Source organism: Sporosarcina sp. FSL K6-1540 (assembly GCF_038620285.1).
Classification (GTDB): domain Bacteria; phylum Bacillota; class Bacilli; order Bacillales_A; family Planococcaceae; genus Sporosarcina; species Sporosarcina psychrophila.
In genome coordinates this window covers 3,096,140-3,121,465 of the sequence record NZ_CP152018.1, presented here as the reverse complement: position 1 = coordinate 3,121,465, position 25,326 = coordinate 3,096,140, and the positions used below count along the sequence as shown (strand labels likewise).

Sequence of the window (25,326 nt, the reverse complement as noted above, 5' to 3'; positions counted from 1 at the left end):
GTTCATTTTGTCCACGGTATGTATTTTCGTTCAGGCCGCCCGATGTCTCCATATTTTAATTGTGCTTCTGATTCCTTAACCGACACTAAATACTCTAAATAACGTCTTGCGGTTGATCGACTTACCCCCACTCTTTTGCCAGCGTCCATTGCCGTAACGCCAGAATTATCGGTTGCCTGTATAACATCTTTTATTTTATCTAATGTAATTTGGTCAATTCCTTTCGGTAACTTTCCTATCGCAACAGTTTCAATCTTTTGGGATGTTTGCAAACCTGTCAACCAATCGATTTCATCTTGTTCAAGCTCTTCCCTTGAATTCAAAAGAACGTGCTGATTACTGAAACGTTTCAACGTCTGTTCAAAACGGATGAAATCTGCAGGTTTCACAATATAATCAAAAATCCCGCCACGTAACGTTTCAGCAATGGTCGTTACCTCCTTAGCAGCAGTCACCATAATGACGTCAATTTCAGTGAACTCTTTTCGTAATTGCCAAAACAGACCCAATCCTTCCGTATCAGGTATGTAGACGTCTAATAAAATTAGATGTGGCAATTTCGCTTTGTTCCGTAATAAAATCAATGCTTCTTCCCCAGTTTTAACTACTTCCAGGACAGTAAACCCGTCTACCCGATTGACGAATTGACGATTTATTTCAGCAATTCTAAAGTCGTCTTCTACTATTAATACTTGAATTGTTTCACGCATTGCTTTCTGTCCCTTCACGTGGATTTTTCGGTATGGAGACAACAAAACAAGCTCCACCCAGCTCTCCTTCTTCTAAATAGAGTGCTCCATTCACTTCGGCTATTAGCTGTTTCGTCAAAGCAAGCCCGAAACCACGATTCGTGCCTTCTTTCGAAGTAAATCCTTGTTCAAATATCTTTTGAGCTAGCTTCTCAGTAATTCCTTCTCCTGAATCCTCTATTTCAAAAATGATATCATCACCTATATCAGTGAAAAAAATCGATATCTTTCGGTTTGAGGAAGGATTCTTTTTCACTGCGTCCATTGCGTTATCAATTAGGTTCCCTATTGTTGTCAATAACACCTCACTTTTCTTCTCAGATAATTGATTTTCCAATATACTATCCTGGTGAATTACCAAATCTATACCTGATTCATTCGCCTGATTTAATTTCCCTAATAAAATTCCACTTATTAGCGGATCTGCTACTTTCCTTATCAATATACGAATCCAGTTTTTTTGCAAGTTACTTTCTTTTTGAATATAATCAATAACTTCCTTTTTCTTTCCCAGTTGTAGTAAGCCGAGTATCATATGTAGCTTGTTTGAGAATTCATGGGTTTGGGCCCTTAATGCATTTGCGTATTGTTTAACCCGAGTCAGCTCCTTCGTTAACGACTCAATTTCAGTCTTGTTCCTAAAAGTGGATACCGTCCCGATGAACAGCTGTTCAAAGTAGATTGGAACAGTGTTTATGAAAACACTGTTATTACCTATCACTATTTCCTTATCAGATAGCCCGTTTACGTCATTCAACAACACGGATAAATGTTCAATTGGAGATACTTCTTGTATTTTTTTACCAACGTAATAATCTGATGCAATCTGTTTATCGAATAATAAAAGTTGTGCAGCAGAATTTATCATCGTGATCATTCCATTTTGATTTAATGCAATAATCCCTTCATGCGTCGACTGAAGAATCGTTTCTTTTTGGATCAGCAAATGGGTTATTTCCTCTGGTTCTAATCCATATAATACTTTTTTAATATACGATGCAATGATGATTGCACCGATAACTGCAACTCCTGCAATGAGCAACAAGACAATCCATAACTGACTATTATAGTTATGGATTATAGTTTGCATATCATTAGCTAAAAAACCGACAGATACGACACCGACAATGTTCCCATCAAGGTAAATGGGTACTTTCGCCCTTAATGAGCTGCCTAATGAGCCGATCGCTTTTGAGAGGTACGATTCACCACGCACTAATGCCCTCTCATTGTCTTCCCCCATCATTTTCCCTCCGACTTTAGCGGCTATAGGGTGAGCATACCTTATTTCTTCCGCATTTCCGATGACGATGAATTCAGCGCCAGTCACCTCTTGAATTGGTGCAATAATCGGACCGATAATTGACGCAGGATTGTCATCCTTAAATGCATTAGCCAGTTCGGGGATATGTGCAACGCTTTCAGCAACGCCGAGCGCCCGATCTCCCATCTGCGTTTCTAACATATCAGATATAAAATAATTCATAAAGACCCCGATGACCAAGACGATTGCGATGATTAATATACCAATGAGAAGAATCATTTTCAATTTCAAATTAACTGTTACATTTGGTTTGATATGGGGATTTTTTATGTCACTTTTTTGGAAATAGATCATTGCTTGAAACTCCTTAAAGTTCGATTAATAGGTGAATACGAAATATAGCAGACAGGGCTATGAATAGCAATGTACTGATATGTATTATACATTTTATGTTTCATACTCCTTTACTTCAATAAGAAAAGCGAAAGGCTCCCTTTAAGACGCAACAGGTATAAGTCGGACAAAGAGAAGGCAGTCTAAGTTCGCGACATCGTGTCGCAACGACTGCACACCTGCTTCCTTGCAAGCAAGACGTGGCGTTCTTTGCCATATAACTAGATTACTTATGACTAGAGCGGTTAACGCCTGAAGTCTAGACACTGTTCCAAATCTAAAAACTTATCCTTTCAAGAACAAAAGCGTAAGTGCCTGTTCAGCCCCGACAAGCGCTCTTTGCCTTTACCTACAGGCCAGAAGTGACTCGAGGGGCTAGGCGCTGGAGTCTAGACGTAAAATCTCTACGTTACAACTTATCCACAGTACGAGATTTCATGATTTCCTAGACAATAAAAAAAACTTGCCTAATCGATCAGGCAAGCTTTGATAGTGATTATTCGACTATTGTTATTTTGACATTTTTTCGCCCCCACTTATAGGCCTCGCTTTTCGTAGGTATAAATACATCAATTTTATTTCCTTTAATCGCTCCTCCAGTATCACCAGCAATCGCGTATCCGTACCCTTCTACGTGTACTTTCGTTCCAAGTTTAATAACATTCGGATCGACGGCGATCACTTTTAGATCTGAGTTTTTCCTTAAATTTATGCCCGTTTTTGTGATACCGGAACAACCATTACAATAAGCTGTATATGCAGTTGCCGAGACGGTAAATTCTTTGACGGCATTCGTAGACGTTGACCGTGATACAGCTTTTGAAGCGGGCTTATCAGCTGCTTTCTTAGATTTCTTAGCGTTTGAACCGATACTAAGTTTTTGATTCGGGAAAATGAGATCCGATTTCAAATTATTCCACGACTTCAATTTCGCTACTGTTGTATTATGCATTTGAGAGATTTTGTATAATGTATCGCCTTTTTTGACTTTATACGTTGCTGATGAAGCGAAACCCTCATTTGCTCCGCTAATTAATAAGACAATCGTCAGGATTAATGTCAAAAGTATGTTTTTCATTTACTCGTCTCCTTGTATTTTATTCTCAGGAGACAGCTTGCCCAAGTTGTATGACAATAACATTACAACGAGTTGTCTTTTTCATTACAAAGAGCAAGCAAGATTAAGTGCACACTTTGACTGTAAATCGACGCATAAAAAGCGCCAACCCTCCAATCGGAAAGTTGGCGCTTTATCATTTAATTCAGTATTTTTATCGTCACGTTTTTACGACCCCATTTATACGCTGCCTCTTTTGTCGGGAAAAATACATCAATCTTGTTTCCTTTGATTGCGCTTCCCGTATCACCGGCGATTGCATATCCGTAGCCTTCCACATATACCTTAGTTCCGAGTTTAATGACACTTGGGTCAACAGCAATGACTTTGACATCCGGGTTACTTTTCAGATTAATACCTGTTTTTGTTACTCCTGAACATCCATTGCAATTGGCCGTAAATGCACTGGCCGAAACAGTGAATTCTTTGACAACATTATCAGAATCGGATCGAGATGGTGTTTTCGCAACTGATTTAACCACTTTTTTCGGTGCTGCTGCTTTTTTAACTACTTTTGCCCCAGAAGCGACTTTCAGCTTCATGTTCGGCTGAATTATATTTGACTTCAAGTTGTTCCATGATTTTAATTTGGAAATGGATACGTTATGCATCTTAGATATCGTGAATAACGAATCACCTTTTTTAACTGTGTAATTTGGCGATGCTGCCCAGCTTACATCTGCTCCGCTGACCAATAATGCAATCGTAAGAATGAGGGTCATTAATAATTTTCTCAATTACTCTACTCCCTGCTATTTAGTCTATACTTATAATAGCAATCGACTATTACAGGAACATTACAGAAAGCTGTCTTTACCATTACAATCAGTATGTGTATTATTACATGCAAAGAGGTGTCTGCAATGAAGACGATTACTATTCGTAGAGCGGCAAGGAACGATGCCGCGGCCATAACTGACATACTTATAACGAGTCAATGGTTTACATACGACAAGCTTTATTCCAAGGATTATATTACTAAAATAATTGACCAATATTACAGCGTGCAACGTATTGAGCAAGAAATCGTCTCTATTAATGAACAATGGCACGGTTATTTCATTGCTGAGTCAAATGGAAAAATCGTCGGTGCTATCGGCGGCGGAATGACTAGTAAAACTGCGGGAGAAGTATATGTCTTTTATTTAGACCCTTTAATGCGAGGAATGGGTATTGGCACACGACTTCTCGACTTCTTTACTAAAATACAGAAATATACGTATGGCGCAAATGAACAATGGGTTTCCGTCGCCAAAGGAAACCATTATGGCATTCCCTTCTATGAGGCTCGCGGATTCATCTTCCAGCATGAAGAACTTGCATATGGAACTTCTAAAGAGGATCAAGATATCTCTCTGAAATATAAGCGCGACATTACATAAAATAAGGTGGATTTAATGACTACAATCTTAGGGTATATCGCAGAAATGATTCCTTATCTATTCATCGCTTTGCCAATCATCCTCATCACCCGCATCATTTACAATAAAATACGCGGATACGTGAAACTTCATGTCTACCATGAAATTGGTGTTGTCATCTTTTTATTATTCATGACGGCGTTATTTTCACAAACAATCCTGACGTTTCTTTATACAGGACCGGTCGTTACACGCTCATTTTCGAATGTAAATCTTATTCCTTTCAGGGTTTTTCAAGATAATTATTATGCCATTACGGAATTGAATTTCTGGCAGCCATTTATTATAAATTTTTTAGGTAATATATGCATTTTCATGCCCATTGGTTTTATGATTCCTTTATTATGGAGCAAATTCAATCGATTTTGGAAAGTTTGTTTGATTGGGTTAAGCATATCTCTTTTTATCGAAATAACGCAGTTGTCCCAAGCCAGAAGTAGCGATATTGATGATTTATGGTTAAACACACTAGGTAGTATGATTGGTTACTACGTGTACATTGTTATGAAAAAACGCTTTCCGAAGACAAAACATCTTTTTAAAAACAGAAAAATTCACTCGTAATATATTGCATATCTTCCAACTGACCTTACTTTATTGTATACTAGAGCAATAATGACAAATACAGGATGGTGATTCAAAATGCCGGTACCGACAGATCATACGAAGCCACTTCGAATTTCCGCAAAGGAAAATGCATTTAACCAACTCCAGCAATGGATTATAGATGGCACATTACATCCAGGTGAAAAGTTAAACGATACAGAACTTGCCGGGGCGCTCGGGGTTAGCAGGACACCTATTCGTGAATCGTTGCAATTGCTTGAAGTGCAAGGGTTTGTGAGAATGTATCCTGGGAAGGCAACGCAAGTAACGGAAGTCGATAAAGAATCTATCACAGACCTCCTTCCCCCCCTCGCAGCATTGCAAGCCTTATCCGCTGAACTTGCAATCCCGCAGCTTACAGAAGAGACGATCGCCTTACTTGAAAGTACGAATAGAATATTTGCCCATGCAGTCTATACTGAAGATTACTTTTCTGCTTTAAAAATCGACGAAGAGTTTCATCAGATTATCGTTGACGCAGCGGACAATCCATACATCATAACTATGGTCGCTTCACTTCAAGCACATGTCAGAAGATTATTCTTCCATAACTCTATTATCTTAACTGAAAAATCGATTGATGAGCATGATAAAATTATCAATTCAATGAAAGAACGGGATCCTATAGCTGTTTCCTCAATTATGAGTGGAAACTGGCTACGTGCGATTGAAGAATTTCATTCTCTCAAATCAAATTAACACATGTATTGATTAACCCAAAAAACAGTAAATAACTTGATCAAACACTAGACGCTTTGTGTACAGTTATGTTTGAATTGCTTTGGATCGGAGGACCTCTATACGATTACCGAGAGGTCTTGATGTGTAGGTATGCGACAGGCAACTATTCGTAACAGAATTACCTAGGAGGAATGAACTGCAATTCCTCCCCAAAAGTGTGGCTAGAACTGACAATGTCATTTCTAGCCACACTTGCCCCTCGGTAAATATGTCATGAATAGTTCGCCGAAAGCGAACCGGAAATGATCCGGTGAAAATGGATTTTCCCAAGCCCAACTCACCAGTATTTTATGACAATAAATAGTTAATCAACAGACGCGTCAAAGTATAATAAAAAGCCGGTTCCCTCAGTGAGGAACCGGCTTTTTATTATACTTCTACTGTAGGTTTTTTCCGAATGCGTGCGGCTATTCCGGTTATTAGTATGACAACGAGTACCGGTAAAAGCCAACCAAGCCCTTCCTCATAGAAAGGAAGTACACGATCATAAAAGGATATAATTGGGGCTAACCAATCAAAATACTCTATCTCAAGTGATTTACAAAGTGTTTTAAATCCATCAATAATACTAATCATAAATGCAACGACTGTTGCTGATACATACACTACACGGGCATGGTTGAATAGCGGTGACAGGAATGTCAGAATCATTAAAACGACTGACAACGGATACAAGAACATCAATACCGGAATCGAATACGTAATGATATTCGCCAATCCAAAATTCGCGATAACGAAACAGAATGTTGAGAAGAAAATAACGAAAACTTTGTAGCTAATTTTCGGCATAATTGTATTGAAATATTCACCACATGCAGTAATCAGTCCGATACTCGTAGTCAAACATGCGAGTAGGATTACTACAGCGAGCATAACCAATCCAAATGTCCCCAAATAATGAGATGATGCACCGCTTAATACAGGTCCGCCCGTATCAAAGAGTCCAAATAACTCTGTGCTCGTCGCCCCTAAGTAAGCAATTCCTACATAGATAATCGCAAGGAATGTAGTCGCAATCGCACCTGCTTTTGCTGTCGCCATTAGAATTTCACGTTTATTCGTCACACCCATCGAGCGGATTGCGTTAATGACGATAATCCCGAAGACCAATGAAGCGAGTGCGTCCATTGTGTTATAACCTTCCATAACGCCTTTTATTAACGCTCCGCTTGTATAATCGCCTTGCGGTGACTGAATTACACCCATTGGTTTTACAATAACCATAACCAACAAAGCGAACAAAAGTACGATGAGTGCTGGTGAAAGGATTTTACCTACACGGTCAACGATTTTGGCGGGATTTAATGATAACCACAATGTAAGACCAAAGAACAATAAAGTAAAGATAATTGTAGCAATCTGCATATATTCCGCGCTTATAAACGGAGAGACTCCAATATCAAATGCGACTGCACCTGTACGTGGTGCGGCGAAGAATGGACCAATTGTTAAGTATAAAAGTGATGTGAAAACAACTGCATAAACTGGATGTATCCGGCTTGCAAGTTGCTGTAAATTTTGGCTCCCCGAGAAGCCCATCGCTAAGATGCCGAGAAATGGAAGCCCTACTCCAGTAATTAAAAACCCAAGAACAGCTAGCCACATGTTCGTTCCAGCATATTGCCCAAGCTGTGCTGGAAAAATAAGATTTCCTGCTCCAAAAAATAGTGCGAATAGCATCAAGCCAATGGCAAGATACGATGAAAATGATAACTTCTTTTGCATAACTTCAGTTCCCCCTTGATGTAAATAACATTACACGTATGCAATATATCGCTGAATTAATAATACTCTTTTCCTTTACAAAATGCAATATAATAATGGCAATTTATTATGTTAAAAAGAATAATAAAACATTGATTTTTCTGATATATTAACAATAAACAAATCATAATACTATTTTTGATATAATAATTGTCCGTTTGCATGATCGAACATGCAAACGGACATAAGATTAACTCATTTAATAGTAAACTTCGTGTGACTATGGCCTTCTTTTGCTTTTTTCACTTCGAGAATCGCAGGGAATGCAGCTTTCAGTTCTTCAACGTGAGAAATGACGCCAATCATACGACCTGATTTCTGCAGATCAATTAATGTGTCAATTGCTTTGTTCAACGACTCTTCATCAAGTGACCCGAATCCTTCGTCAATAAACATCGTATCAATTGACACCGAACCTTGGAAACTTTGAATGACATCTGCCATACCAAGTGCTAGACAGAGAGAGGCATTGAACTTTTCGCCACCTGACAATGTCTTCACGTCACGTGTTTGCCCTGTATAAGCATCATATACATCGAGACCCAGTCCACTTTGTCTCCCTCGTACTTCCTGACGGTCACTGCGGATTAAGACAAACTGCCCGTTCGACATTTCTTTCAAACGTTCATTCGCCGATTGGATAATACGTTCCAAGTATTCGATTTGAATATAGCGTTCGAATGACAACTTCAAACCGTTCTGTCCTCTTACGATATCGTAAAGGTCTGTGATTTTCCCATATATTCGTTCAAGTTCAATCACTGTTACGGATGACTGTACAAGTTTCTCCTTCAAACTGAATGCGTTTTTTTCATATTCTGAAGAAGCATTATAGTCAGTAAGAGCGGCTTCATAATCAGTTTTCAATTTGGCCACTTTCGTTGCCAAATCGCTCAAATCCACCACTTCTTTCCCTTCAAGCAGTACCCGTAACTCCCCTACTGCATCGCGTAAACTATAAAGTTGTTGTTTGAATACCGCCACTTTTTCTTTCAACAAAATGCGGTCAACTTCTTGCATTTTCGCCTCACGATAAGCCTGTTCTGTTGGGAATGCCGATTCTTCTAATGCTTTTTTGAATCTACTTTCCGCCTGACCCCTCTTCCCTACAACTTCTTCCAAGGTTTCCCCAGCATGAATTTCTGCTACTTTCGCCGCCCCCAGCTTCTCGCTCGTTTCCTCACGCACTTTCTGGACTACTTCCCAAGCGTAATCTAATTCTTCTTTTTTCTTTTCAGTTTCAGCAATCCGCTCCTGAAGCGTGGCTAGTACCCGTACATCTTCGGGTATCGTTTGTAATGTCATGTTAAACAGGGCTAGTTGTGTATCATAGGACGATTTTTGTTGAAACAATGCACGTTCCATTTCAGTTTTCTGCGCCACGATTTGCGCTGTAATTACTTCTTTCTTTTTCAATTCCACTTTCAGATTAACAAGCAATTTTCGATCTGCGCGAAGCTTAGCCACTTCCGCTTCTAGCTTCTGTTTTACCTCATGTAAATTATTATTATCCTTTTCTATAGCTAACCGCTTCATTTCATTTTCTTTATCAGTTAACTGCTCGATTGTATTTTGGTAGGTAATAGCCGCGGTTCGGAATTGCCCCTCGACTTCTTTCAGCCGTTCTTTCTCCACTTCCAGCTTTTCCCTTGAAATGGTTACTTCAATTGTTTTATGCGATTTAGCGGGATGATGTTCACTCCCACATACCGGGCAGGATTCCCCGTCTTTTAAAGACTCAGCCAACATAGCTGCTTGGTTATTTAGCCAAAGTTGTTCTACTGCATCGTATTCCGATTTACTTTTCTCATAACGCGCCTCGTGATCATTCTTTCCTTGTTCCAATACGTGTATCCGATTTCGAATGGCAATGAATTCATCCAGTAGTTTGCACTTTTCAATCGTTTCATTTAGTTGATCGATACGTTCATCGTACTGAAGTTGTCCCACTTCAAACATCTCGATTTCTACTTTCACTTTTTCCAAGTTCTTCGTTTCTTCATCTGTCATTCTAACGGTTTTCCCAAGTTCTTTTTCCAAATGATTGTTTTCTTTTTTCATCACACCAAGAGCAGTTTCCTTCGATGCCAAACTTGAAACAGCCGGAAGGAAATCTTTTAGTCGTATCAAACTTTCCGTCAGCTTTTCACGGTCAGTTTTTCTTGCTTCTTCCACTCGAAAACGCTGCCCAGCAAGTTCCATTTTTTCTGTTGCTATCTGGACTGCTTCCTTCGCATTCTTAAGATTACCTGCTTTCGTGGCAGTTTCTTCTTTCAATTTGAGTAATTGCATCTCAAGTTCACCGATTGAAACAGCTCGCTCTGCGTCGGCTATTTGTTGCTCTTTTTGTTCCACAATCGGCAAATGTTCCGTTAACTTATTTAACGATAATTCTTTTTGACGTAGTTCAATAAAACGTTCATTCATACTTTTCGCGGCGTGGTACATTTCTTGCATTTTTGTATGTTTTGCATAAACTTCATCGTAACTCTTTTTAACAACAACCGTCTTGTCTTGATAAAACGCAAATTCTTCTTCTAATCCTTGAACGACTTGATTCACATTGTAATGTTCATTCGCAAGAACAGTAAAGACCGATGACTCACGCTCGGGCAGTAAGGTCGCTATTTGTCCAATATGCCCCTCGCTCTGTTGCATCTCTTTCGTCAGAGTCGCTTGTGCGCTGTCTTTCTTCCCTTTTAGCTGCTCCACTATTTCACGGTACTTATCTGTTTTAAATATTTTCCGCATGATTGTTTCTTTATTTTCTGTATCAGACGTTAGAAACTTTCGGAACTCTCCTTGCGGCAGCATAACAATCTGACTGAATTGTGCTTGTGTAAAGCCGATTAGTTCTTCTACCTTCTTGTTAATTTCAGATACAATCTGCCTGTCGACAAGTGGTACCTCCCCGTCTTCCGTCAGTTCATAGAACTCGCAGCGCGCAGACGTTTCGGACTTGTTCCGCTGTTTGACATACGGTATTTGCCGCATGATGCGGTACGTTCGATTATGAATGTCAAACGTCAATTCAACGGTCGTTTGAACTGCGTCGTCTGCGAAGTCGCTTCGCATCGCACGATTATCCGTTCGATCTTCTCCGCTCGCCTGACCATATAGCGCAAAACAAATCCCATCAAATATCGTGGTTTTCCCCGCACCAGTAGCTCCTGAAATAACGAAGAGTCGATTGTCTTTCAATTCCCTGAAATCGACCGTTTCCGTCCCTTTATATGGTCCAAATGCCGTCATCATTAATTGAATTGGTCTCACAGCTGTGTCCCCTCCTTGTGCATAACTTCATGGAGCACTTCTGAAAAGAGGGTCTCCGTTTCTACGTCTGCCGCTTCTCCTTTCATCTCTTCGTAAAAAGCTTTAAAGAGTGCTAAATCATCATGCTTCCCATGTTCCATACGTTGTTCATCAACCGCATTTGCGGTCAGCATGAGCACTTTACGCTCAACATGCATCGCGTTCGGATAGACTGACCGTACTTTTTCCATCGGGAATAAAACCGGTGTCTCATCTAGCAATTTAACAAAAACATAATCCTCACTTACTGGGTGCAACAAAATATGTTCCATCGTCCCTACAACCGTCCGCATATCATGCTTTGGCTTCAACTCCCGTTTCTCAACAGATACCTGCCCTGCAGCGTCAAGTTCGATAATTAGAAACCCTTTATTATGATGTTCTTCTGATATCGAATATTTCATTGGCGAACCCGCAAATCGCACTGTTTCATTTAACACATAATGTGCCTGATGTAGGTGGCCAAGTGCAGTATAATTAAATCCTTCGAAAAGATGCGCCGACACATATTCTGCCCCACCAATTGCCAACGGTCGTTCGGAGTCACTCGTGTTATTTTCACTTTCTCCGTGAGGTGTCACAAAAGCATGTCCAACAAATACATGTCGGACCCCCTCTGCCATTTGTTCACGGATAGTTGCCGTCACTTTCTTCATCGCATCGTTATGGTTCACAATCGTTTCATCTTCGTGCAAATGTTTTACAACAGAAGGATCCGCAAATGGTACGAGATGGAAATGAACCTCACCGTAGTCATCTGACAAAACGACCGGTTCGATTACTTTCGTCATCTGACCTGCAATATGGTAGCCATTTACTCGCATCAATCCGCTTCCAAAATGGAGGCGTCCCGGGCTATCATGGTTTCCTCCAATCGCTAGGACAGGTATTCCAAGTTCCATAGTAATTTTTCCAAGCACTTCGTCAAGTAGTGCAATCGCTTCTGTAGGTGGCACCGCACGGTCATACAAATCGCCTGCGATAACGACCGCATCTGGCTTCTCTTTTTTGACTGCCTCTACAAATTGATCAAGCACATAACGCTGTCCTTCTGTCATATATATACCTTGAACGAGCTTGCCTAAATGCCAGTCCGCTGTATGGAAAAATTTCAAATTCATTTCCCCCTTCAATACTTTTTCTTTCTACTTTACAGGATAATTCTCGTAAAAGGAAACATACATTCCTTTCTAACTTTTCACAAAGTTAAGGTTGACCTTCTATTTTTAATATGCTTATAATGGGGATGAGTCCAATTTCATATGATCCACCGCTAGGGGTGCTCTAACAGAGCTGAGAGAGGCATGTGCCTTGACCCTTATAACTTGAACTGGTTAATACCAGCGTAAGGAAGAGGTGCTGACACAATAATTCTGCCGGTCTATTTTCCGGGATACTTTTGATTGTCTACAACCCACTTCTTCTTCAAGGAGTGGGTTTTTTGGTTTTCAAGAATACAAAGGGAGTGTTGATATCATGAAGTTCACTGACCGTTTGTTAGAAAAGACGTTACCAATCTGGAGACAGAATCATAGCCATCCGTTCGTACAAGGAATTGGCGATGGGACGCTTGATCCGGATAAATTCAGGTTTTATATGGTACAGGATTACTTGTATTTGATTGATTATGCAAAACTGTTTGCGATTGGGGCTGTAAAAGCCGACGACTTGGAAACGATGGGCAAATTCGCGACACTACTCGATGGGACGCTGAACAAGGAAATGGCCCTGCATCGAAGCTACGCACTGCGGTTCGGCATTTCTGAACAGGAACTTGAAAACGCTAAGCCGTCACCAATTGTTCTTGCCTATACACACTACATGTTACACGTCTGTCAAAATGGAACCGTTGCGGAAGTGATGGCTGCTCTGCTTCCTTGCGCATGGAGTTACTGGGAAATCGGTAAGGAGCTAAATGCTATTCCAGGTGCTGCCGATCACTCGTTATATGGCGATTGGATTCAGATGTATTCTTCGGATGAATTCAAGGAACTTGCGGGCTGGTGTATTGATTTAATGAACAAATCAGCAGAAGGAAAACCGGAGCATGAACTGTTAAAGCTCGAGGAGATCTTCCTCAATACAACTCGTTATGAATATATGTTTTGGGATATGGCAAATACAAAACAAATGTGGGCTGGAGTTGAAATGATAAATGCTATCGTTTGACGGTGTTTCATTCACGTACGAATCAGGCAACAGCATACTCGATAATCTGTCATTCAACATTCTTCCCAGTGAGTTTATTTCGATAATTGGTGTTAGCGGTTCCGGTAAAAGTACGATTTTTCGTCTTGTAACCGGATTAGATGAACCCTCAGGGGGTACCATTTCTCTTGAAGGGAATCCAAATACTCAGCGCCTTGGAAAGGTCGGCTATATGCCACAACAAGATTTGTTACTGCCTTGGCGAACCATTTTAGAAAATGCATGTCTTCCGCTTGAAGTAGCCGGATTAGATAAGAAGGCCGCCAAGGAACAAGTACAACCATTATTACAAGAGTTCGGTCTTGGTGGAACAGAGGATAACTATCCAGGAGAACTTTCGGGTGGAATGAAGCAGCGCGTCGCTTTCTTACGCGCTGTTCTTTCTGGCAATTCCCTACTATTGTTGGATGAACCGTTTTCAGCACTCGACGCCATCACCCGACTGGCTATGCAAGAGTGGCTCATCAATCTGTGGGAAAAGCGCAAATCAACTGTCCTTTTCATCACACATGACGTAGAGGAAGCACTGTTTCTGTCAGACCGTATTTTTCTGTTGCAAAACAAACCTGTCACTTCATTCGTGGAAATCGAAGTGCCTCTTGAAAGACCTCGAATAAGAAACGATTTACATCGCGCTGAAATGCTCGAGCTAAAAGAACTGCTTATCGGCAAGCTCAGAAGTGAGGTTTCGCTGTGAAAAATACGGCTTCCTTAGTAATCATTGCAGGATTTCTAAGTATCTGGGAGTTGGGTGCACGCCTTTACGGTAAGGCGTTCATTCTCCCTTCCCCTATACAAATTTTTATACGTTTTTGGGAACTGAGGGAAGTATTATTGTTGAAACATCTACCGGTTACTTTGATGACGATTATTATCGGCCTAGCCATTTCGATTATTTCAGGAACAGCAATTGCAGTGCTAATGTCTTCCCGTCCAGGCATACGAAAAGCGCTCTATCCAATTCTCATTGCATCTCAAATGGTTCCTATTATTGCGCTTGCACCTATTTTTGTACTGTGGTTTGGTTACACAATTTGGAGCAAAGTTGCTGTTACTGTGCTCATCACATTTTTTCCGATAACAGTGAATACATTCGATGGTTTATCGTCAGGAAAAAAAGATATACAAGAACTTTTTTTGACGATGGGTGCTTCAAAAAAGGATATTTTCTATAAATATTCCGTACCAACTGCCCTCCCTCATTTCTTTTCTGGAATGAAAGTCGCTGTGACACTAAGTGTAATTGGCGCTGCAATCGGAGAATGGTTAGGCGCGCAGGCAGGCCTTGGTTACTTCAGTAGGCGTATGATGACGCAGTTCGATGGTGCAGCTGTTTTCGCACCCATCTTTGTACTGAGTGCCGTCGGAATCGGTCTATTCATCTGCGTGACCATTATTGAAAATCGAACGTTAAAATGGAGGATTAAAAATTGAAGAAAATCACATTATCACTTACAAGTCTTGCGCTAATCCTATTGCTCAGCGCGTGCAATGCTAATGAAAAAACAGAAAAGGTAAGTATCATGCTTGATTGGTATCCTAATGCTGTACATAGCTTCCTTTATGTTGCGGAGGAAAAAGGTTATTTCAAAGATGAAGGCATTGAACTGGATATCAAGTTCCCCGCAAGTCCGACTGATCCTATTAACCTTGCAGCAGCAGGAAAAGTGACTATGGGCATCACCTATCAGCCTGACGTTATAATTGCAAAGTCTGAACAGAATATCGGCATTAAATCCGTCGGCGTTCTCGTTCGTTCGCCATTGAATCACGTAGCATTTTTAAAAGAAAGTGGTATCGAGTCACCAAAAGATCTAGAAGGAAAAACTGTAGGCTATTCAGGAATCCCTTTGAACGAAGCAATACTAGAAACAATGATGAAAGCAGATGGTGCAGACTACGGTAAAGTAAACATGGTCGATGTGGGGTTTGAATTAAATTCTGCATTGATTTCAAAAAAAGCAGACGCTGTTATCGGGGCATATATTAATCATGAAGTACCGCTACTTGAATATGAAGGATTTCCAACAGGCTATATTGACCCGACAGACTTCGAAATACCTTCGTTTTATGAACTTATTGTTGTGACAAGTGACGATACGTGGAAGAAAGACCAAAAGAACATCGAAGCATTTTGGCGCGCTGCCGGAAGAGCCTTCGATGATATGGAGAAAGATCCTGAAGAAGCGCTATCTATCTTGCTAAAATACCAGGATGAAGCGAATTTTCCACTCGTCGAGGTTGTTGAAAGAGAGTCACTTTCGATTCTTCTTCCGAAAATGACAGCACCTGGTACGTTTGGTGAGCAGGAGGAACAGGCATGGCAAGCAACTGCCGATTGGATGACAGAAACCGGATTATTGAAAAACGAAGCAAATCTTGATGGGATTTTCATTAATATGGACTAACAAAAAAACAAGCTTATACTGAGTTTATCACCGTTATGGAGGGTGTTACCACCGACTCAAACGAGGTTATCACCGCCACGGATTGTGTTATCACCGACTCAAACGGACTTATCACCGCCATGGATTAGGTTATCACCGACACAACTATTTCCACCAAAAAGCAGCCAGGACTTTTGAAGTAAAAAGTCCTGGCTGCTTCATCATTTTGTTATTGATTCAAACCACTATAAATCATGTCTGCGTTCCATCTAAGCATTTTCACATACGTATCGCCGTCATCACCAGGTTTCCCTAGAGAGTCCGTAAAGATTTTCCCTTTAATCGGCACATTCGTCTCCCTTGATACCATCTCCATGCTACGTGGATCGATACTTGTTTCTAAAAATAACGCTTGAACCTTTTCCTCGTTGATGGTTGCAATGATAGTTGTCAGCTGTTCAGGTGTTCCTTCATGGTGTGAATTGATTTCCCAAATGTAGGCTGCATTAAAATCATACGCTTCGGAGAAGTATTTGAACGCACCTTCACTCGTCACGAGTACCCGTCGTTCTTCTGGGATTTTGTTCATTTTCTCCACGATTTCTTCATGAAGTGCTTTGAGTTCAGTGATATATGCGTCCGCGTTTTCATCATATCGATCTGCATTTTCCGGATCAATTTTCTTCAAGGATTTACGCACGTTTTCTACATACTTGATGCCATTGCGCACATCGAGCCAAGCATGGGGATCTTCTTCCCCTAAATGGTCCTTCGAACTGAGGAGCATCGGTTCAACCCCTTCACTTACACGAAATACCGGCGCATCCTCCCCCGCTTTTCCAGCGGTTTCCATCAATTTAGTAAACCATGCATTTCCTTCTTCTAAATTTAGCCCGTTATAAAAAACAACATCTGCATCTGTCGTCAAAGCTACATCTGCCGGAAGTGGATCATATTGGTGAGGATCTGATCCAATAGGTGCAAGGCTGTGAACATCGACCAAATCTCCCCCGACATTTTTCACAATATCGTAGACAATCGAATACGTCGCAACGACTTGCAGTTTTTCACCCTTCTCTTTTGGAGCAGTCGCCCCTTGGTTACATGCCGACAACAAGACTCCAACAACAACCAGTGCAAACAATAGCATACTTTTTTTCATTCACAATCTTCCCCTTCTATTTTGAATTACCTTTTATAAAACGGCTGATTTTTGTTTATTTGTTCGAATAGCTCTCCACAATAAACCTTGTTTCGGTGAGAATATAAATGCTAAGAAAAATAAAGCGGTTGCGACGAGTACGATTGTTGCGCCAGATGCAAGATTGTACGTGAAGCTCAAATACAAACCAATTATCGCCGAAATCGTTCCACATGCAGCTGAAATGACTATCATGACAGACAGCCGATCAGTTAATAAATAAGCTGTCGAAGCGGGTGTAATAAGCATCGCAACGACTAATATGATGCCCACTGTCTGTAACGATGCGACCGTAACAAGTGTTAATAGAACCATTAAAAAGTAATGGATCATCTTAGTCGGAAGCCCATATGCTTGAGCCATAATCGGGTCAAACGAACTGACAAGCAACTCTTTATAAAATATAAACACACTTAACAACACGAAAATACCAACTATTAGTGTCATCCACATATCAGAAGGTCTGACCGCCAACACATTCCCAAACAGGATGTGATACAAATCTGTACTACTCTTCATAAATGTGATAAGGATAATCCCAGCGGCAAATGCAGCAGTAAACATGATGCCAATCGCAGAATCATTTTTCACTCGACTGTTCTGGTTGATGAATCCTATACCGATAGCTGTTAAAATACCCGTTATCACCGCTCCGATAAAGAAATTGATACCTAGCATGAAAGAAATTGCGACACCTGGTAATACGGCATGAGATATCGCATCCCCCATCAGGGCCATTCCTCTTAAAATAATAAAACAACCAATGACGCCACTAATGATACCAACCATCACCGATGTAATAAGCGCTTTTTGCAGAAAACCATATTGCATAACTGCCTCTATGAAATGCATCATTTCGCCATCACCCCATCTAAAAACGATAATTGTCCGCCGTATGCTTTTGAAATCATTTGAGGCGTAAACACTTCTTTCACACTGCCCTTCGCAATTAACTCCTTGTTTAACAACAACAGTTCATCAAAATATTTTTCCGCCTTGTTCAAATCATGATGGACGACGATGATTGTTTTTCCTTCATCGCGCAACTCTTTTAAAATCTTCACAATCATCTCTTCACTCGTTGCGTCAATTCCAACAAATGGTTCATCGAGTAAAAACAAATCTGCCTGCTGAGCAAGTGCTCTAGCCAGGAAAACACGCTGCTGCTGACCGCCAGATAATTCTCCAATTTGCCGATCCTGAAACTCGATCATATCAACCTTTTCAAGGCACTTCAGAGCCAATGCCCTTTCCTTTCGCCCTGGCCTTTTTAATAATCCAACTGTCGGATACGTACCAATAAGAACTGTATCTTTGACTGTAATCGGGAAATCCCAATCGATTGTACTACGCTGCGGAACGTAAGCAATTCGTTTACGGACCTCTTTCAGCGTGGAACCAAGGATTGTAATATCCCCTTTATCTTTTGAAATCAAATTTAGTAACACTTTAAGCAAAGTGGACTTCCCTGCTCCATTCGGTCCAATGATTCCAACTGATTTCCCACTTGATATCGTGAACTCTATATCATGTAGCACTTCTTTTCCGAAATACGACACATGCAAATTCGAAACTACAATTGCATCTTTCATATTTACACACCTCCATATATCTATTTATATGCCGGAGTTTCCCAAGGGAAACTTTAAACCCAAATTTTTTTTGCCCTAGGGAAACTTTATAGACAAAAAAATGAATTACATTATTGTTTCCCTCAGGAAACTTTACTAACTTCATAGTAGAACATCTAAAACCAAAAGTAAAGAAAAAAATATTTTCTTGAAAAATAACCCCTAGAAAGCCATACCAACAGCATCCGTAGATTCCCTGATTAGATTTCAGTTCACAGGCTTCAACCGATGAAAATCTCCCGACTACGAAAACTTTCATCTGACGAAGAACTGTAAAACTGTCTAGACAGTTTTACAGTTCCATATTAATTAAACATTCCTACTACACACTCTTTAGACTGGCATGATAATTGCATAACTAATATATATATTGAACTAATGATTCTATATAATCACCAGCGAATGCGCCTCATAGGGGTGCCAAGCGTTATTGAGTGGATTCTTTATGTCAACATATATAGTTAATAAAGGAGTGGAAAAATCATGTCGAGAAATTTTACAAATCTACTGATTGAAGATGACATTGCAATCGTGGAAATAGACCATGCACCAGCCAATACATTGTCAACAGCATGCATTGCCGAACTAAGAGAGGTTTTTAAAAGTCTTGCCAATGATGATAAGTTGAAAGCGATTATTTTAACTGGTGCAGGTCGCTTCTTTGTTGCCGGTGCTGATATTAAAGAATTCATTGACGCACTGGGTGACGACCAGAAAGGATTGGCAATGGCCACAGCGGGACAAGCAATTTGCAACGAAATAGAATCGATGAAAAAACCCGTTATCGCAGCCATTAATGGTGCTTGTCTTGGTGGAGGATTGGAATTGGCTATGAGCTGCCATTACCGGATTGCCGTATCTGCAGCCAAACTGGGATTACCCGAGCTTCAACTTGGGCTTATCCCTACGTTCGGCGGAACGCAAAGATTGAGCAGGATAACCAGTACAGCCACTGCATTGGAACTAATTTTAACAAGTAAACAATTTAACAGTGACGAGGCAAAGGAAGCTGGACTTATCCAATTAGTCGTTTCCCCAGAAGATCTTTTGCCAACAGCTAAAACGATTGCCAAAGCATTTGTAGACGGTAAGAGTATGACCAGCGTCACGCGAGCTGTAGAATGTATCATACAGGGAGCAAATGAATCCTTAGTAAATGGGCTAGAACGGGAACGTAACAATTTTGCTGAACTGTTTTTAACAGACGATGCCAAGGAAGGTGTACACGCATTTATTGAAAAAAGAAAGCCGCTATTTAAACATACGTAAAAGGGGTTGTGAAAAATGACAGAAGAAGTCCTTTTTTCAATAAGCGACAATGGAGTTGCTACAATTTTACTCAATCGGCCGAAAGCTTTAAACTCACTGTCCTTCGCGATGGTACAAGCAATCAGGGAAAAATTAACAGATTGGAAGACAAATGAACGTGTCAAAGCTGTCATAATCAAAGGTGCAGGAACAAAAGGCTTATGTGCCGGCGGAGATATAAAAACATTATATGAAGCGAAAAATAGTGAAAATGGTCTCCAAAAAGCAAACGACTTTTTCACAGAAGAATATCAAACAGATTTATCCATTGCCCAATTCCCTAAACCAATCATTGCTTGTTTGGATGGAATTGTCATGGGAGGCGGCGTAGGCTTAACTTATGGTGCTTCTATTAAAATCGTTACCGAGCGTACCGTTTGGGCAATGCCAGAAATGACAATTGGTTTTTTCCCCGATGTAGGTGCCGCCTATTTTTTAAATAAGGCTCCGGGATTCATCGGAAGATATTTAGCATTGACGGCTACACAATTAAAAGCTGCAGATGTACTGTATATAAATGGAGCAGATCATTTTATGTCTCATGAAAAACTCCTGCTTTTCATCGATGAATTGGAGGGAAGGAAATGGGAGCAAACAACTATTGACACATTGCTCGCAAAATACACATCAACCGCACCGGATGAAGGCAAACTAGTATCTTTGCAAAAAGACATAGACGACCATTTCTCTCAGACGACGATAGAATCCCTCTTCGATGCCTTAGGGGAAAATGATACTTCATTCGCGAAAGAAGCCATAGAAACAATGCGTACGAAATCACCTGTATCATTAAAAGTGACACTAAAGCAGTTAATTGACGGCGAACAAAAAACATTGGAAGAATGCCTTGCCACAGACCTTATTCTTGCAATGAACTTCATGAAACACGAAGACTTTTTCGAAGGAGTTCGCTCTGTCTTGATTGATAAAGATTTAGCACCCTGCTACAAGTACCCACACATTTCATCTGTTTCGAATGAAATGGTCAATGGCTTTTTCATAGCCGACTAATTAGAGAAAGCCGAATCCCCCCAAAAAAGGAATTCGGCTTTTTTCAATTCTTTTCTTAGAACCAACGCTCCGTTACAACTTTTTTACGCGTATAAAACTGTACCCCGTCTTTCCCATTTGTGCCGAGATCTCCGTAGAATGAAGATTTGTTACCGGCAAAAGAGAAGAATGCCATTGGTGCAGGTACATTCACATTTACTCCAATCATACCCGCATCAATTTTTTCACGAAACGTTTGAGCGCTTTTACCACTTCCCGTATAAATGACCGCTCCATTGGCAAACTTCGATTGATTTGTCAGCGCAATTCCCTCTTCTAAATCCTTCACACGCACAATGCTTAACACTGGAGCAAAGAGTTCTTCCTGCCAGATTTTCATTTCATTGTTCACGTTATCAAAAATAGTCGCTCCGAGATAATTTCCTTCTGCCAGTTGACTATCTATTTCTCGGCCATCGACAATCAGCGAAGCCCCTTCAGCTATACCACTCTCTATATAACTAAGCACGCGTTCTTTATGCGATTTGCGAATAAGAGGACCGACAAAATTCTCTTCATAACGCCCATCTCCTACTGATAATTCACGCGTTTTTGCAACAAGTAGCTCCATAAAATCATCTGCAACTTCATCAACAACTGCAACGACTGAACAAGCCATACAACGCTCACCGCTACTGCCAAACGCTGCACCAATAACTCCTTGAACTGTTTTTTCGAGATGACAGTCCGCCATGACAACCGCATGGTTCTTTGCACCAGCAAGCGCCTGAACACGTTTACCGTATTTCGTACCCGTTTCATACACATGTTTTGCAACCGGTTCTGATCCAACGAAAGAAATTGCTTTGACATCTGGGTGTTCCAGTAAACCGTTCACCACTTCTTTTCCCCCATGCACCAAACTTAGGACACCTTTAGGGAAACCGGATTCGTGAAATAATTCAACAAGATGTCCCGCTAAAACGGGCGTTCTTTCAGATGCTTTAAGCACAAATGTATTCCCGCAAGCAATCGCCAGTGGAAACATCCAGAGGGGCACCATCATCGGGAAATTAAATGGAGTGATCCCTGCGACAACTCCAATCGGGTAGCGCCAGACAGATCCGTCAATACCGGTAGCCATATTTGGTAGAGCCTCTCCCATCATCATGCTAGGCGCTGACGTAGCAAGTTCCACTACCTCAATCCCTCTTTGCACTTCCCCTCTTGCATCTGTCAATGTTTTTCCGCTTTCCATCGTAATAATCTGTGCTAACTCCTCTTTATGTTCCTCCAACTTTTGCAAGTAAGTAAATAGAAGACGCGCACGGTTCGGAACTGGTATATCGGCCCACGATAGAAAAGCTTGTTTTGCCACTTCCACTGCAGCATCGACGTCTTTCTTTGTAGATAGTTGTACATAAGCAATTGTTTCACCTGTTGCTGGATTAGAAACTGTTTCCGTTTCAGTACCAGATGAGTCCACCCATTCACCGTTAATCCAATTTTTCATTTGCTTTATAGTTGTTGTAGTCATTTATTTCAATCCCCCTATTGTAAATGCTATTTTTTGATGTCCAATTCTTTTATACAAAGCTGACATATCCTCTTCCGCTAATCCCGCATGTTCCGCTTCTTCATAAACTGCAAAAAGGGCTTGGCTGATTGGGAGATGCAACTGATTACTCTCTGCCAATTGCAATGCGAATCCCATATCTTTTCGTAATAACTTCAGCGCAAATCCCGGTTCATACTCCTCATTTTCGATAAATGATTTGAAGTTCCGTTCATATATTCGACTCTGTCCATAGCTAACATTTAACATATCAAAAAGCTTGTTCATGTCCATGTTATTTTCATTTGCTAATGCCAACGCTTCACTCACCCCTGCGGTATAGAAACCGATGAGCAGATTATTTATCAATTTTGCAATTGTACCACTGTCAATTCGCTCATTCACATGAAACAAATTTTCGCCTAGTACTGAAATAATTGGTAATGAACGCTCATAGTCCACCGCTCGGCCACCAACCATAAATGTCAATGTCCGATTTTCCGCACCTATCACACCCCCACTGACTGGTGCGGCTAAATAAGCAACTCCTTTCGCTTGTGCTTCCTCGCTTATGCGGCGATTCACTTCCGGCGAAACAGTGCTCGTATCAATCAAAAGAATATTTTCATCGCTTTGGTGAATCAACCCTGCTTCTCCTAAATAAACTGATTCCACCGCGGCTGTTGATGGTAAACTCGTCAAAATAATAGCGCAACGTCCTGCCATTTGTATTGCAGAAAGACCAATTATTCCGCCCGCTTGCTGAAATACAGTTTCAGCAAATTCACTTCGGTCATTTCCATAAACAGTGAATCCAGATTCCAGTAAGTTTTTCGCCATGGGCATTCCCATATTCCCTAAGCCGATCATGCCAATTTTCATCATCGAGTCCCCCCATATTTTAGACGTTATATCGAGCGCTTTCTATTATTCCTTGAACAATTTCTCTCTTCTTGATAAACATATTACTGTAAAGCGGAGCTGAGATTGCTTGAATTTCCATCAGCATAAGCCCACGACTTTCCTCATCGGGTAGAGCACTTGATACAAACGAAATAGCTGCTGTTTGAATACTTCGATGCCCCTCTTCACAAATGACATCGGACATGAGCATCTTCCTTTTTTCCTCGGATTCCCCATTTTTAATTAGTGCCTTCTCAGTCCTTAGCAAAGCAGATTCCATGATGAATAGCCTTTCATTCATACTGGCTAGTAATCCTAAATACTCTTGTTCCTCTTCAATTGATTTCCCTAAAGGTCCAGCAAGCGCTTTCACGACAATTCCGATAAGTTGTTTCGCCTTTACTAAGTAGCCGTAATGCCGCGTCAAAGCATGCGTCCGATTGTCCACTTCGTTTTTTGCAGACCATAGTTGCCCCTTTTCGATTTTTTTCAGTACACCTTTAGCAATTGCAAGACGATTAATTTCATTTGTCCCTTCGAAAATCCGATTGATTCGTGCATCGCGATATAAATTTTCTACTTCATATTCCTGCATATAACCATATCCCCCGTGAATTTGCACTGCCTCGTCAACAATATAATCAAGGGCTTCTGAACTATTCACTTTATTTATTGCACAATCAATCATGAAGTCAGCGACAATTCTTACTAACTCCTCTACCGAATCAACAGATTGAAGCGCTTCATCCATTTCCCCCGCTGTTCGGTATGCCGCACTTTCTGCACCGAAGATTCGTACTGCCATATTGGCTACCTTTTCTTGGATCATCGTGAAGCCAATCAATGCTTTGCTGAATTGCTTTCGCTCTTTCGCATAAGCTACTGATAGATGTAATGCATGCTTTGCCGTTCCGATATTGGCAAATGCAAGTTTCAAACGAGCCATATTTAAAATATTCAAAGCAATATGATGCCCTTTCCCAATTTCCCCCAGGACGTTTCCAACAGGTATTTTGACGTCTTCCAAAATAAGAGTAGCAGTAGAAGAACCGTTAATCCCCATCTTTTTTTCCTCGGGTCCAACTGACACACCTTCAAATGTTCGCTCTACGATAAATGCAGTCATACCTTCGGCTATTTTTCCAAACACTACGTAACAATCAGCGAGATGGGCATTCGTTATCCATTGCTTTTCGCCATTCAATATCCAATCCGTCCCTTCTTTGTTCAAGACGGCAGTTGTTTTCGAATTCAAAGCATCCGACCCTGCATTCGACTCTGTCAAGGCGTAAGCACCAATCCATTCCCCACTTGTCAATTTCGGTAAGTACTTTTCCTTTTGGGCTTCTGTACCAAAATAGACATATGGCAGTGTACCAACACCAACATGAATATTAAACGAAACGCTAAATGAGCCGGCCGCACCCATTATCTCCGCAACGAGACCTGCAATCATTTTTCCTAACTCAAAACCACCATAGGCTTCCGGGACCTCGATACCAAGAAGACCAATATCCCCAGCTTTTTCAAAAAGTACGCGAACATCTTGATTTTCTATCGACAAACCTTTTTCAAGTTGAGGCTTCACGTCCAGTTTCAGAAATTGTTTGGTTGTTTTAGCAATCATTTCATAGTCGTCTGTAAAATCTTCGGGTGTAAAATAGGAATAAGTCATACTACTATTTGTTAAATTAGTGTCTGAGATTAAGTGTTGTATCTGCTCCATTTCTCATTCCCTCCATTCAATGTTATATATTGCAAGTTGCATGCCAATAA

The 25,326-nt window shown here is 40.7% G+C and carries 22 protein-coding genes and 1 riboswitch; of the genes, 9 read left to right on the top strand and 13 right to left on the bottom strand.

Annotated elements, in window-relative coordinates:
* Positions 1-2: 2 nt before the first annotated feature.
* The 4 genes from MKY15_RS14785 to MKY15_RS14770 all read right to left on the bottom strand — a co-directional run bounded on the left by MKY15_RS14785 (position 3) and on the right by MKY15_RS14770 (position 4,260).
* Positions 3-710, bottom strand: a complete 708-nt coding sequence (locus MKY15_RS14785) for a response regulator (RefSeq protein ID WP_342537878.1) — start codon at positions 708-710, stop codon at positions 3-5.
* A complete protein-coding gene (locus MKY15_RS14780; RefSeq protein ID WP_342537877.1) occupies positions 703-2,367 on the bottom strand; it encodes a sensor histidine kinase in 1,665 nt (554 codons plus the stop codon). Before MKY15_RS14780 ends, MKY15_RS14785 begins: the two co-directional genes overlap by 8 nt.
* A gap of 535 nt (positions 2,368-2,902) precedes the next feature.
* Positions 2,903-3,484: a 3D domain-containing protein gene (locus tag MKY15_RS14775; protein ID WP_067207444.1), complete on the bottom strand. Its 582-nt coding sequence runs from the start codon at positions 3,482-3,484 to the stop codon at positions 2,903-2,905.
* A gap of 179 nt (positions 3,485-3,663) precedes the next feature.
* Complete coding sequence (locus MKY15_RS14770; RefSeq protein WP_067207441.1) at positions 3,664-4,260, bottom strand: 3D domain-containing protein; 597 nt, start codon at positions 4,258-4,260, stop codon at positions 3,664-3,666.
* Positions 4,261-4,386: 126 nt separating this feature from the next.
* On the opposite strand from MKY15_RS14770, the gene MKY15_RS14765 reads away from it, so the two are divergent.
* From MKY15_RS14765 to MKY15_RS14755, 3 genes are all read left to right on the top strand, one after another.
* Positions 4,387-4,905 carry a GNAT family N-acetyltransferase gene (locus MKY15_RS14765; RefSeq protein WP_067207438.1) on the top strand — a complete coding sequence of 173 codons (519 nt, stop codon included), beginning with the start codon at positions 4,387-4,389 and terminating at the stop codon, positions 4,903-4,905.
* A 15-nt stretch (positions 4,906-4,920) separates the two neighbouring features.
* Positions 4,921-5,508: a VanZ family protein gene (locus MKY15_RS14760; protein WP_342537876.1), complete on the top strand. Its 588-nt coding sequence runs from the start codon at positions 4,921-4,923 to the stop codon at positions 5,506-5,508.
* 78 nt (positions 5,509-5,586) lie between these two features.
* A complete protein-coding gene (locus tag MKY15_RS14755) occupies positions 5,587-6,249 on the top strand; it encodes a GntR family transcriptional regulator (protein ID WP_067207436.1) in 663 nt (220 codons plus the stop codon).
* Positions 6,250-6,660: 411 nt separating this feature from the next.
* Here MKY15_RS14755 and brnQ read toward each other — a convergent pair whose 3' ends face one another.
* The 3 genes from brnQ to MKY15_RS14740 all read right to left on the bottom strand — a co-directional run bounded on the left by brnQ (position 6,661) and on the right by MKY15_RS14740 (position 12,482).
* On the bottom strand, positions 6,661-8,016 hold the full coding sequence (brnQ, locus tag MKY15_RS14750) for a branched-chain amino acid transport system II carrier protein (protein ID WP_342537875.1): 1,356 nt from the start codon (positions 8,014-8,016) through the stop codon (positions 6,661-6,663).
* 234 nt (positions 8,017-8,250) lie between these two features.
* Positions 8,251-11,328: an SMC family ATPase gene (locus tag MKY15_RS14745; protein WP_342537874.1), complete on the bottom strand. Its 3,078-nt coding sequence runs from the start codon at positions 11,326-11,328 to the stop codon at positions 8,251-8,253.
* Positions 11,325-12,482, bottom strand: a complete 1,158-nt coding sequence (locus MKY15_RS14740; RefSeq protein WP_342537873.1) for an exonuclease SbcCD subunit D — start codon at positions 12,480-12,482, stop codon at positions 11,325-11,327. The genes MKY15_RS14745 and MKY15_RS14740 overlap by 4 nt, the downstream gene beginning before the upstream one ends.
* Positions 12,483-12,632: 150 nt before the next feature.
* Positions 12,633-12,736, top strand: a riboswitch (TPP riboswitch).
* 107 nt (positions 12,737-12,843) lie between these two features.
* Between MKY15_RS14740 and tenA the strand changes: the two genes are divergently transcribed.
* From tenA to MKY15_RS14720, 4 genes are read left to right on the top strand one after another with little or no spacing between them, the layout of a single operon-like run.
* Complete coding sequence (gene tenA / locus MKY15_RS14735) at positions 12,844-13,536, top strand: thiaminase II (RefSeq protein WP_342537872.1); 693 nt, start codon at positions 12,844-12,846, stop codon at positions 13,534-13,536.
* Positions 13,523-14,272, top strand: coding sequence for an ABC transporter ATP-binding protein (locus MKY15_RS14730; protein WP_338652972.1), 750 nt, complete (start codon positions 13,523-13,525; stop codon positions 14,270-14,272). Before tenA ends, MKY15_RS14730 begins: the two co-directional genes overlap by 14 nt.
* Entirely contained in the window at positions 14,269-15,009 is a 741-nt protein-coding gene (locus tag MKY15_RS14725; RefSeq protein WP_187047264.1) for an ABC transporter permease, read from the top strand. Before MKY15_RS14730 ends, MKY15_RS14725 begins: the two co-directional genes overlap by 4 nt.
* Positions 15,006-15,983 carry an ABC transporter substrate-binding protein gene (locus MKY15_RS14720; RefSeq protein WP_342537871.1) on the top strand — a complete coding sequence of 326 codons (978 nt, stop codon included), beginning with the start codon at positions 15,006-15,008 and terminating at the stop codon, positions 15,981-15,983. Before MKY15_RS14725 ends, MKY15_RS14720 begins: the two co-directional genes overlap by 4 nt.
* A gap of 208 nt (positions 15,984-16,191) precedes the next feature.
* Here MKY15_RS14720 and MKY15_RS14715 read toward each other — a convergent pair whose 3' ends face one another.
* From MKY15_RS14715 to MKY15_RS14705, 3 genes are read right to left on the bottom strand one after another with little or no spacing between them, the layout of a single operon-like run.
* Positions 16,192-17,124, bottom strand: coding sequence for a metal ABC transporter substrate-binding protein (locus MKY15_RS14715; protein WP_340765358.1), 933 nt, complete (start codon positions 17,122-17,124; stop codon positions 16,192-16,194).
* Between the two features lie 33 nt (positions 17,125-17,157).
* Entirely contained in the window at positions 17,158-18,015 is an 858-nt protein-coding gene (locus MKY15_RS14710; RefSeq protein ID WP_067213888.1) for a metal ABC transporter permease, read from the bottom strand.
* The gene (locus MKY15_RS14705) at positions 18,015-18,755 is read right to left on the bottom strand and encodes a metal ABC transporter ATP-binding protein (RefSeq protein ID WP_067207414.1); all 741 of its coding nucleotides are present in this window, start codon (positions 18,753-18,755) and stop codon (positions 18,015-18,017) included. Before MKY15_RS14705 ends, MKY15_RS14710 begins: the two co-directional genes overlap by 1 nt.
* A 522-nt stretch (positions 18,756-19,277) precedes the next feature.
* Here MKY15_RS14705 and MKY15_RS14700 point away from each other — a divergent pair.
* On the top strand, positions 19,278-20,063 hold the full coding sequence (locus tag MKY15_RS14700) for an enoyl-CoA hydratase-related protein (RefSeq protein WP_342537870.1): 786 nt from the start codon (positions 19,278-19,280) through the stop codon (positions 20,061-20,063).
* Positions 20,064-20,078: 15 nt separating this feature from the next.
* Positions 20,079-21,113: an enoyl-CoA hydratase/isomerase family protein gene (locus MKY15_RS14695; RefSeq protein ID WP_067207409.1), complete on the top strand. Its 1,035-nt coding sequence runs from the start codon at positions 20,079-20,081 to the stop codon at positions 21,111-21,113.
* 55 nt (positions 21,114-21,168) lie between these two features.
* On the opposite strand, the gene MKY15_RS14690 is transcribed toward MKY15_RS14695, so the two are convergent.
* From MKY15_RS14690 to MKY15_RS14680, 3 genes are read right to left on the bottom strand one after another with little or no spacing between them, the layout of a single operon-like run.
* Positions 21,169-22,629 (bottom strand): CoA-acylating methylmalonate-semialdehyde dehydrogenase, encoded by a 1,461-nt coding sequence (locus MKY15_RS14690; protein WP_342537869.1) that lies wholly within the window; start codon positions 22,627-22,629, stop codon positions 21,169-21,171.
* Positions 22,630-23,532 (bottom strand): NAD(P)-dependent oxidoreductase, encoded by a 903-nt coding sequence (locus MKY15_RS14685; protein ID WP_342537868.1) that lies wholly within the window; start codon positions 23,530-23,532, stop codon positions 22,630-22,632. It lies immediately after the preceding gene.
* A 16-nt stretch (positions 23,533-23,548) separates the two neighbouring features.
* Positions 23,549-25,225, bottom strand: coding sequence for an acyl-CoA dehydrogenase family protein (locus tag MKY15_RS14680; protein WP_342539767.1), 1,677 nt, complete (start codon positions 25,223-25,225; stop codon positions 23,549-23,551).
* Positions 25,226-25,326 lie beyond the last annotated feature (101 nt).

Bases quoted from the DNA above. Each gene is read 5' to 3' on its own strand.
- MKY15_RS14785 (WP_342537878.1), bottom strand. From the start codon at position 710: ATGCGTGAAACAATTCAAGTATTAATAGTAGAAGACGACTTTAGAATT.
- MKY15_RS14780 (WP_342537877.1), bottom strand. From the start codon at position 2,367: ATGATCTATTTCCAAAAAAGTGACATAAAAAATCCCCATATCAAACCA.
- MKY15_RS14775 (WP_067207444.1), bottom strand. From the start codon at position 3,484: ATGAAAAACATACTTTTGACATTAATCCTGACGATTGTCTTATTAATT.
- MKY15_RS14765 (WP_067207438.1), top strand. From the start codon at position 4,387: ATGAAGACGATTACTATTCGTAGAGCGGCAAGGAACGATGCCGCGGCC.
- MKY15_RS14760 (WP_342537876.1), top strand. From the start codon at position 4,921: ATGACTACAATCTTAGGGTATATCGCAGAAATGATTCCTTATCTATTC.
- MKY15_RS14755 (WP_067207436.1), top strand. From the start codon at position 5,587: ATGCCGGTACCGACAGATCATACGAAGCCACTTCGAATTTCCGCAAAG.
- brnQ (WP_342537875.1), bottom strand. From the start codon at position 8,016: ATGCAAAAGAAGTTATCATTTTCATCGTATCTTGCCATTGGCTTGATG.
- tenA (WP_342537872.1), top strand. From the start codon at position 12,844: ATGAAGTTCACTGACCGTTTGTTAGAAAAGACGTTACCAATCTGGAGA.
- MKY15_RS14730 (WP_338652972.1), top strand. From the start codon at position 13,523: ATGCTATCGTTTGACGGTGTTTCATTCACGTACGAATCAGGCAACAGC.
- MKY15_RS14715 (WP_340765358.1), bottom strand. From the start codon at position 17,124: ATGAAAAAAAGTATGCTATTGTTTGCACTGGTTGTTGTTGGAGTCTTG.
- MKY15_RS14710 (WP_067213888.1), bottom strand. From the start codon at position 18,015: ATGCATTTCATAGAGGCAGTTATGCAATATGGTTTTCTGCAAAAAGCG.
- MKY15_RS14705 (WP_067207414.1), bottom strand. From the start codon at position 18,755: ATGAAAGATGCAATTGTAGTTTCGAATTTGCATGTGTCGTATTTCGGA.
- MKY15_RS14700 (WP_342537870.1), top strand. From the start codon at position 19,278: ATGTCGAGAAATTTTACAAATCTACTGATTGAAGATGACATTGCAATC.
- MKY15_RS14695 (WP_067207409.1), top strand. From the start codon at position 20,079: ATGACAGAAGAAGTCCTTTTTTCAATAAGCGACAATGGAGTTGCTACA.
- MKY15_RS14690 (WP_342537869.1), bottom strand. From the start codon at position 22,629: ATGACTACAACAACTATAAAGCAAATGAAAAATTGGATTAACGGTGAA.
- MKY15_RS14685 (WP_342537868.1), bottom strand. From the start codon at position 23,532: ATGATGAAAATTGGCATGATCGGCTTAGGGAATATGGGAATGCCCATG.
- MKY15_RS14680 (WP_342539767.1), bottom strand. From the start codon at position 25,225: ATGACTTATTCCTATTTTACACCCGAAGATTTTACAGACGACTATGAA.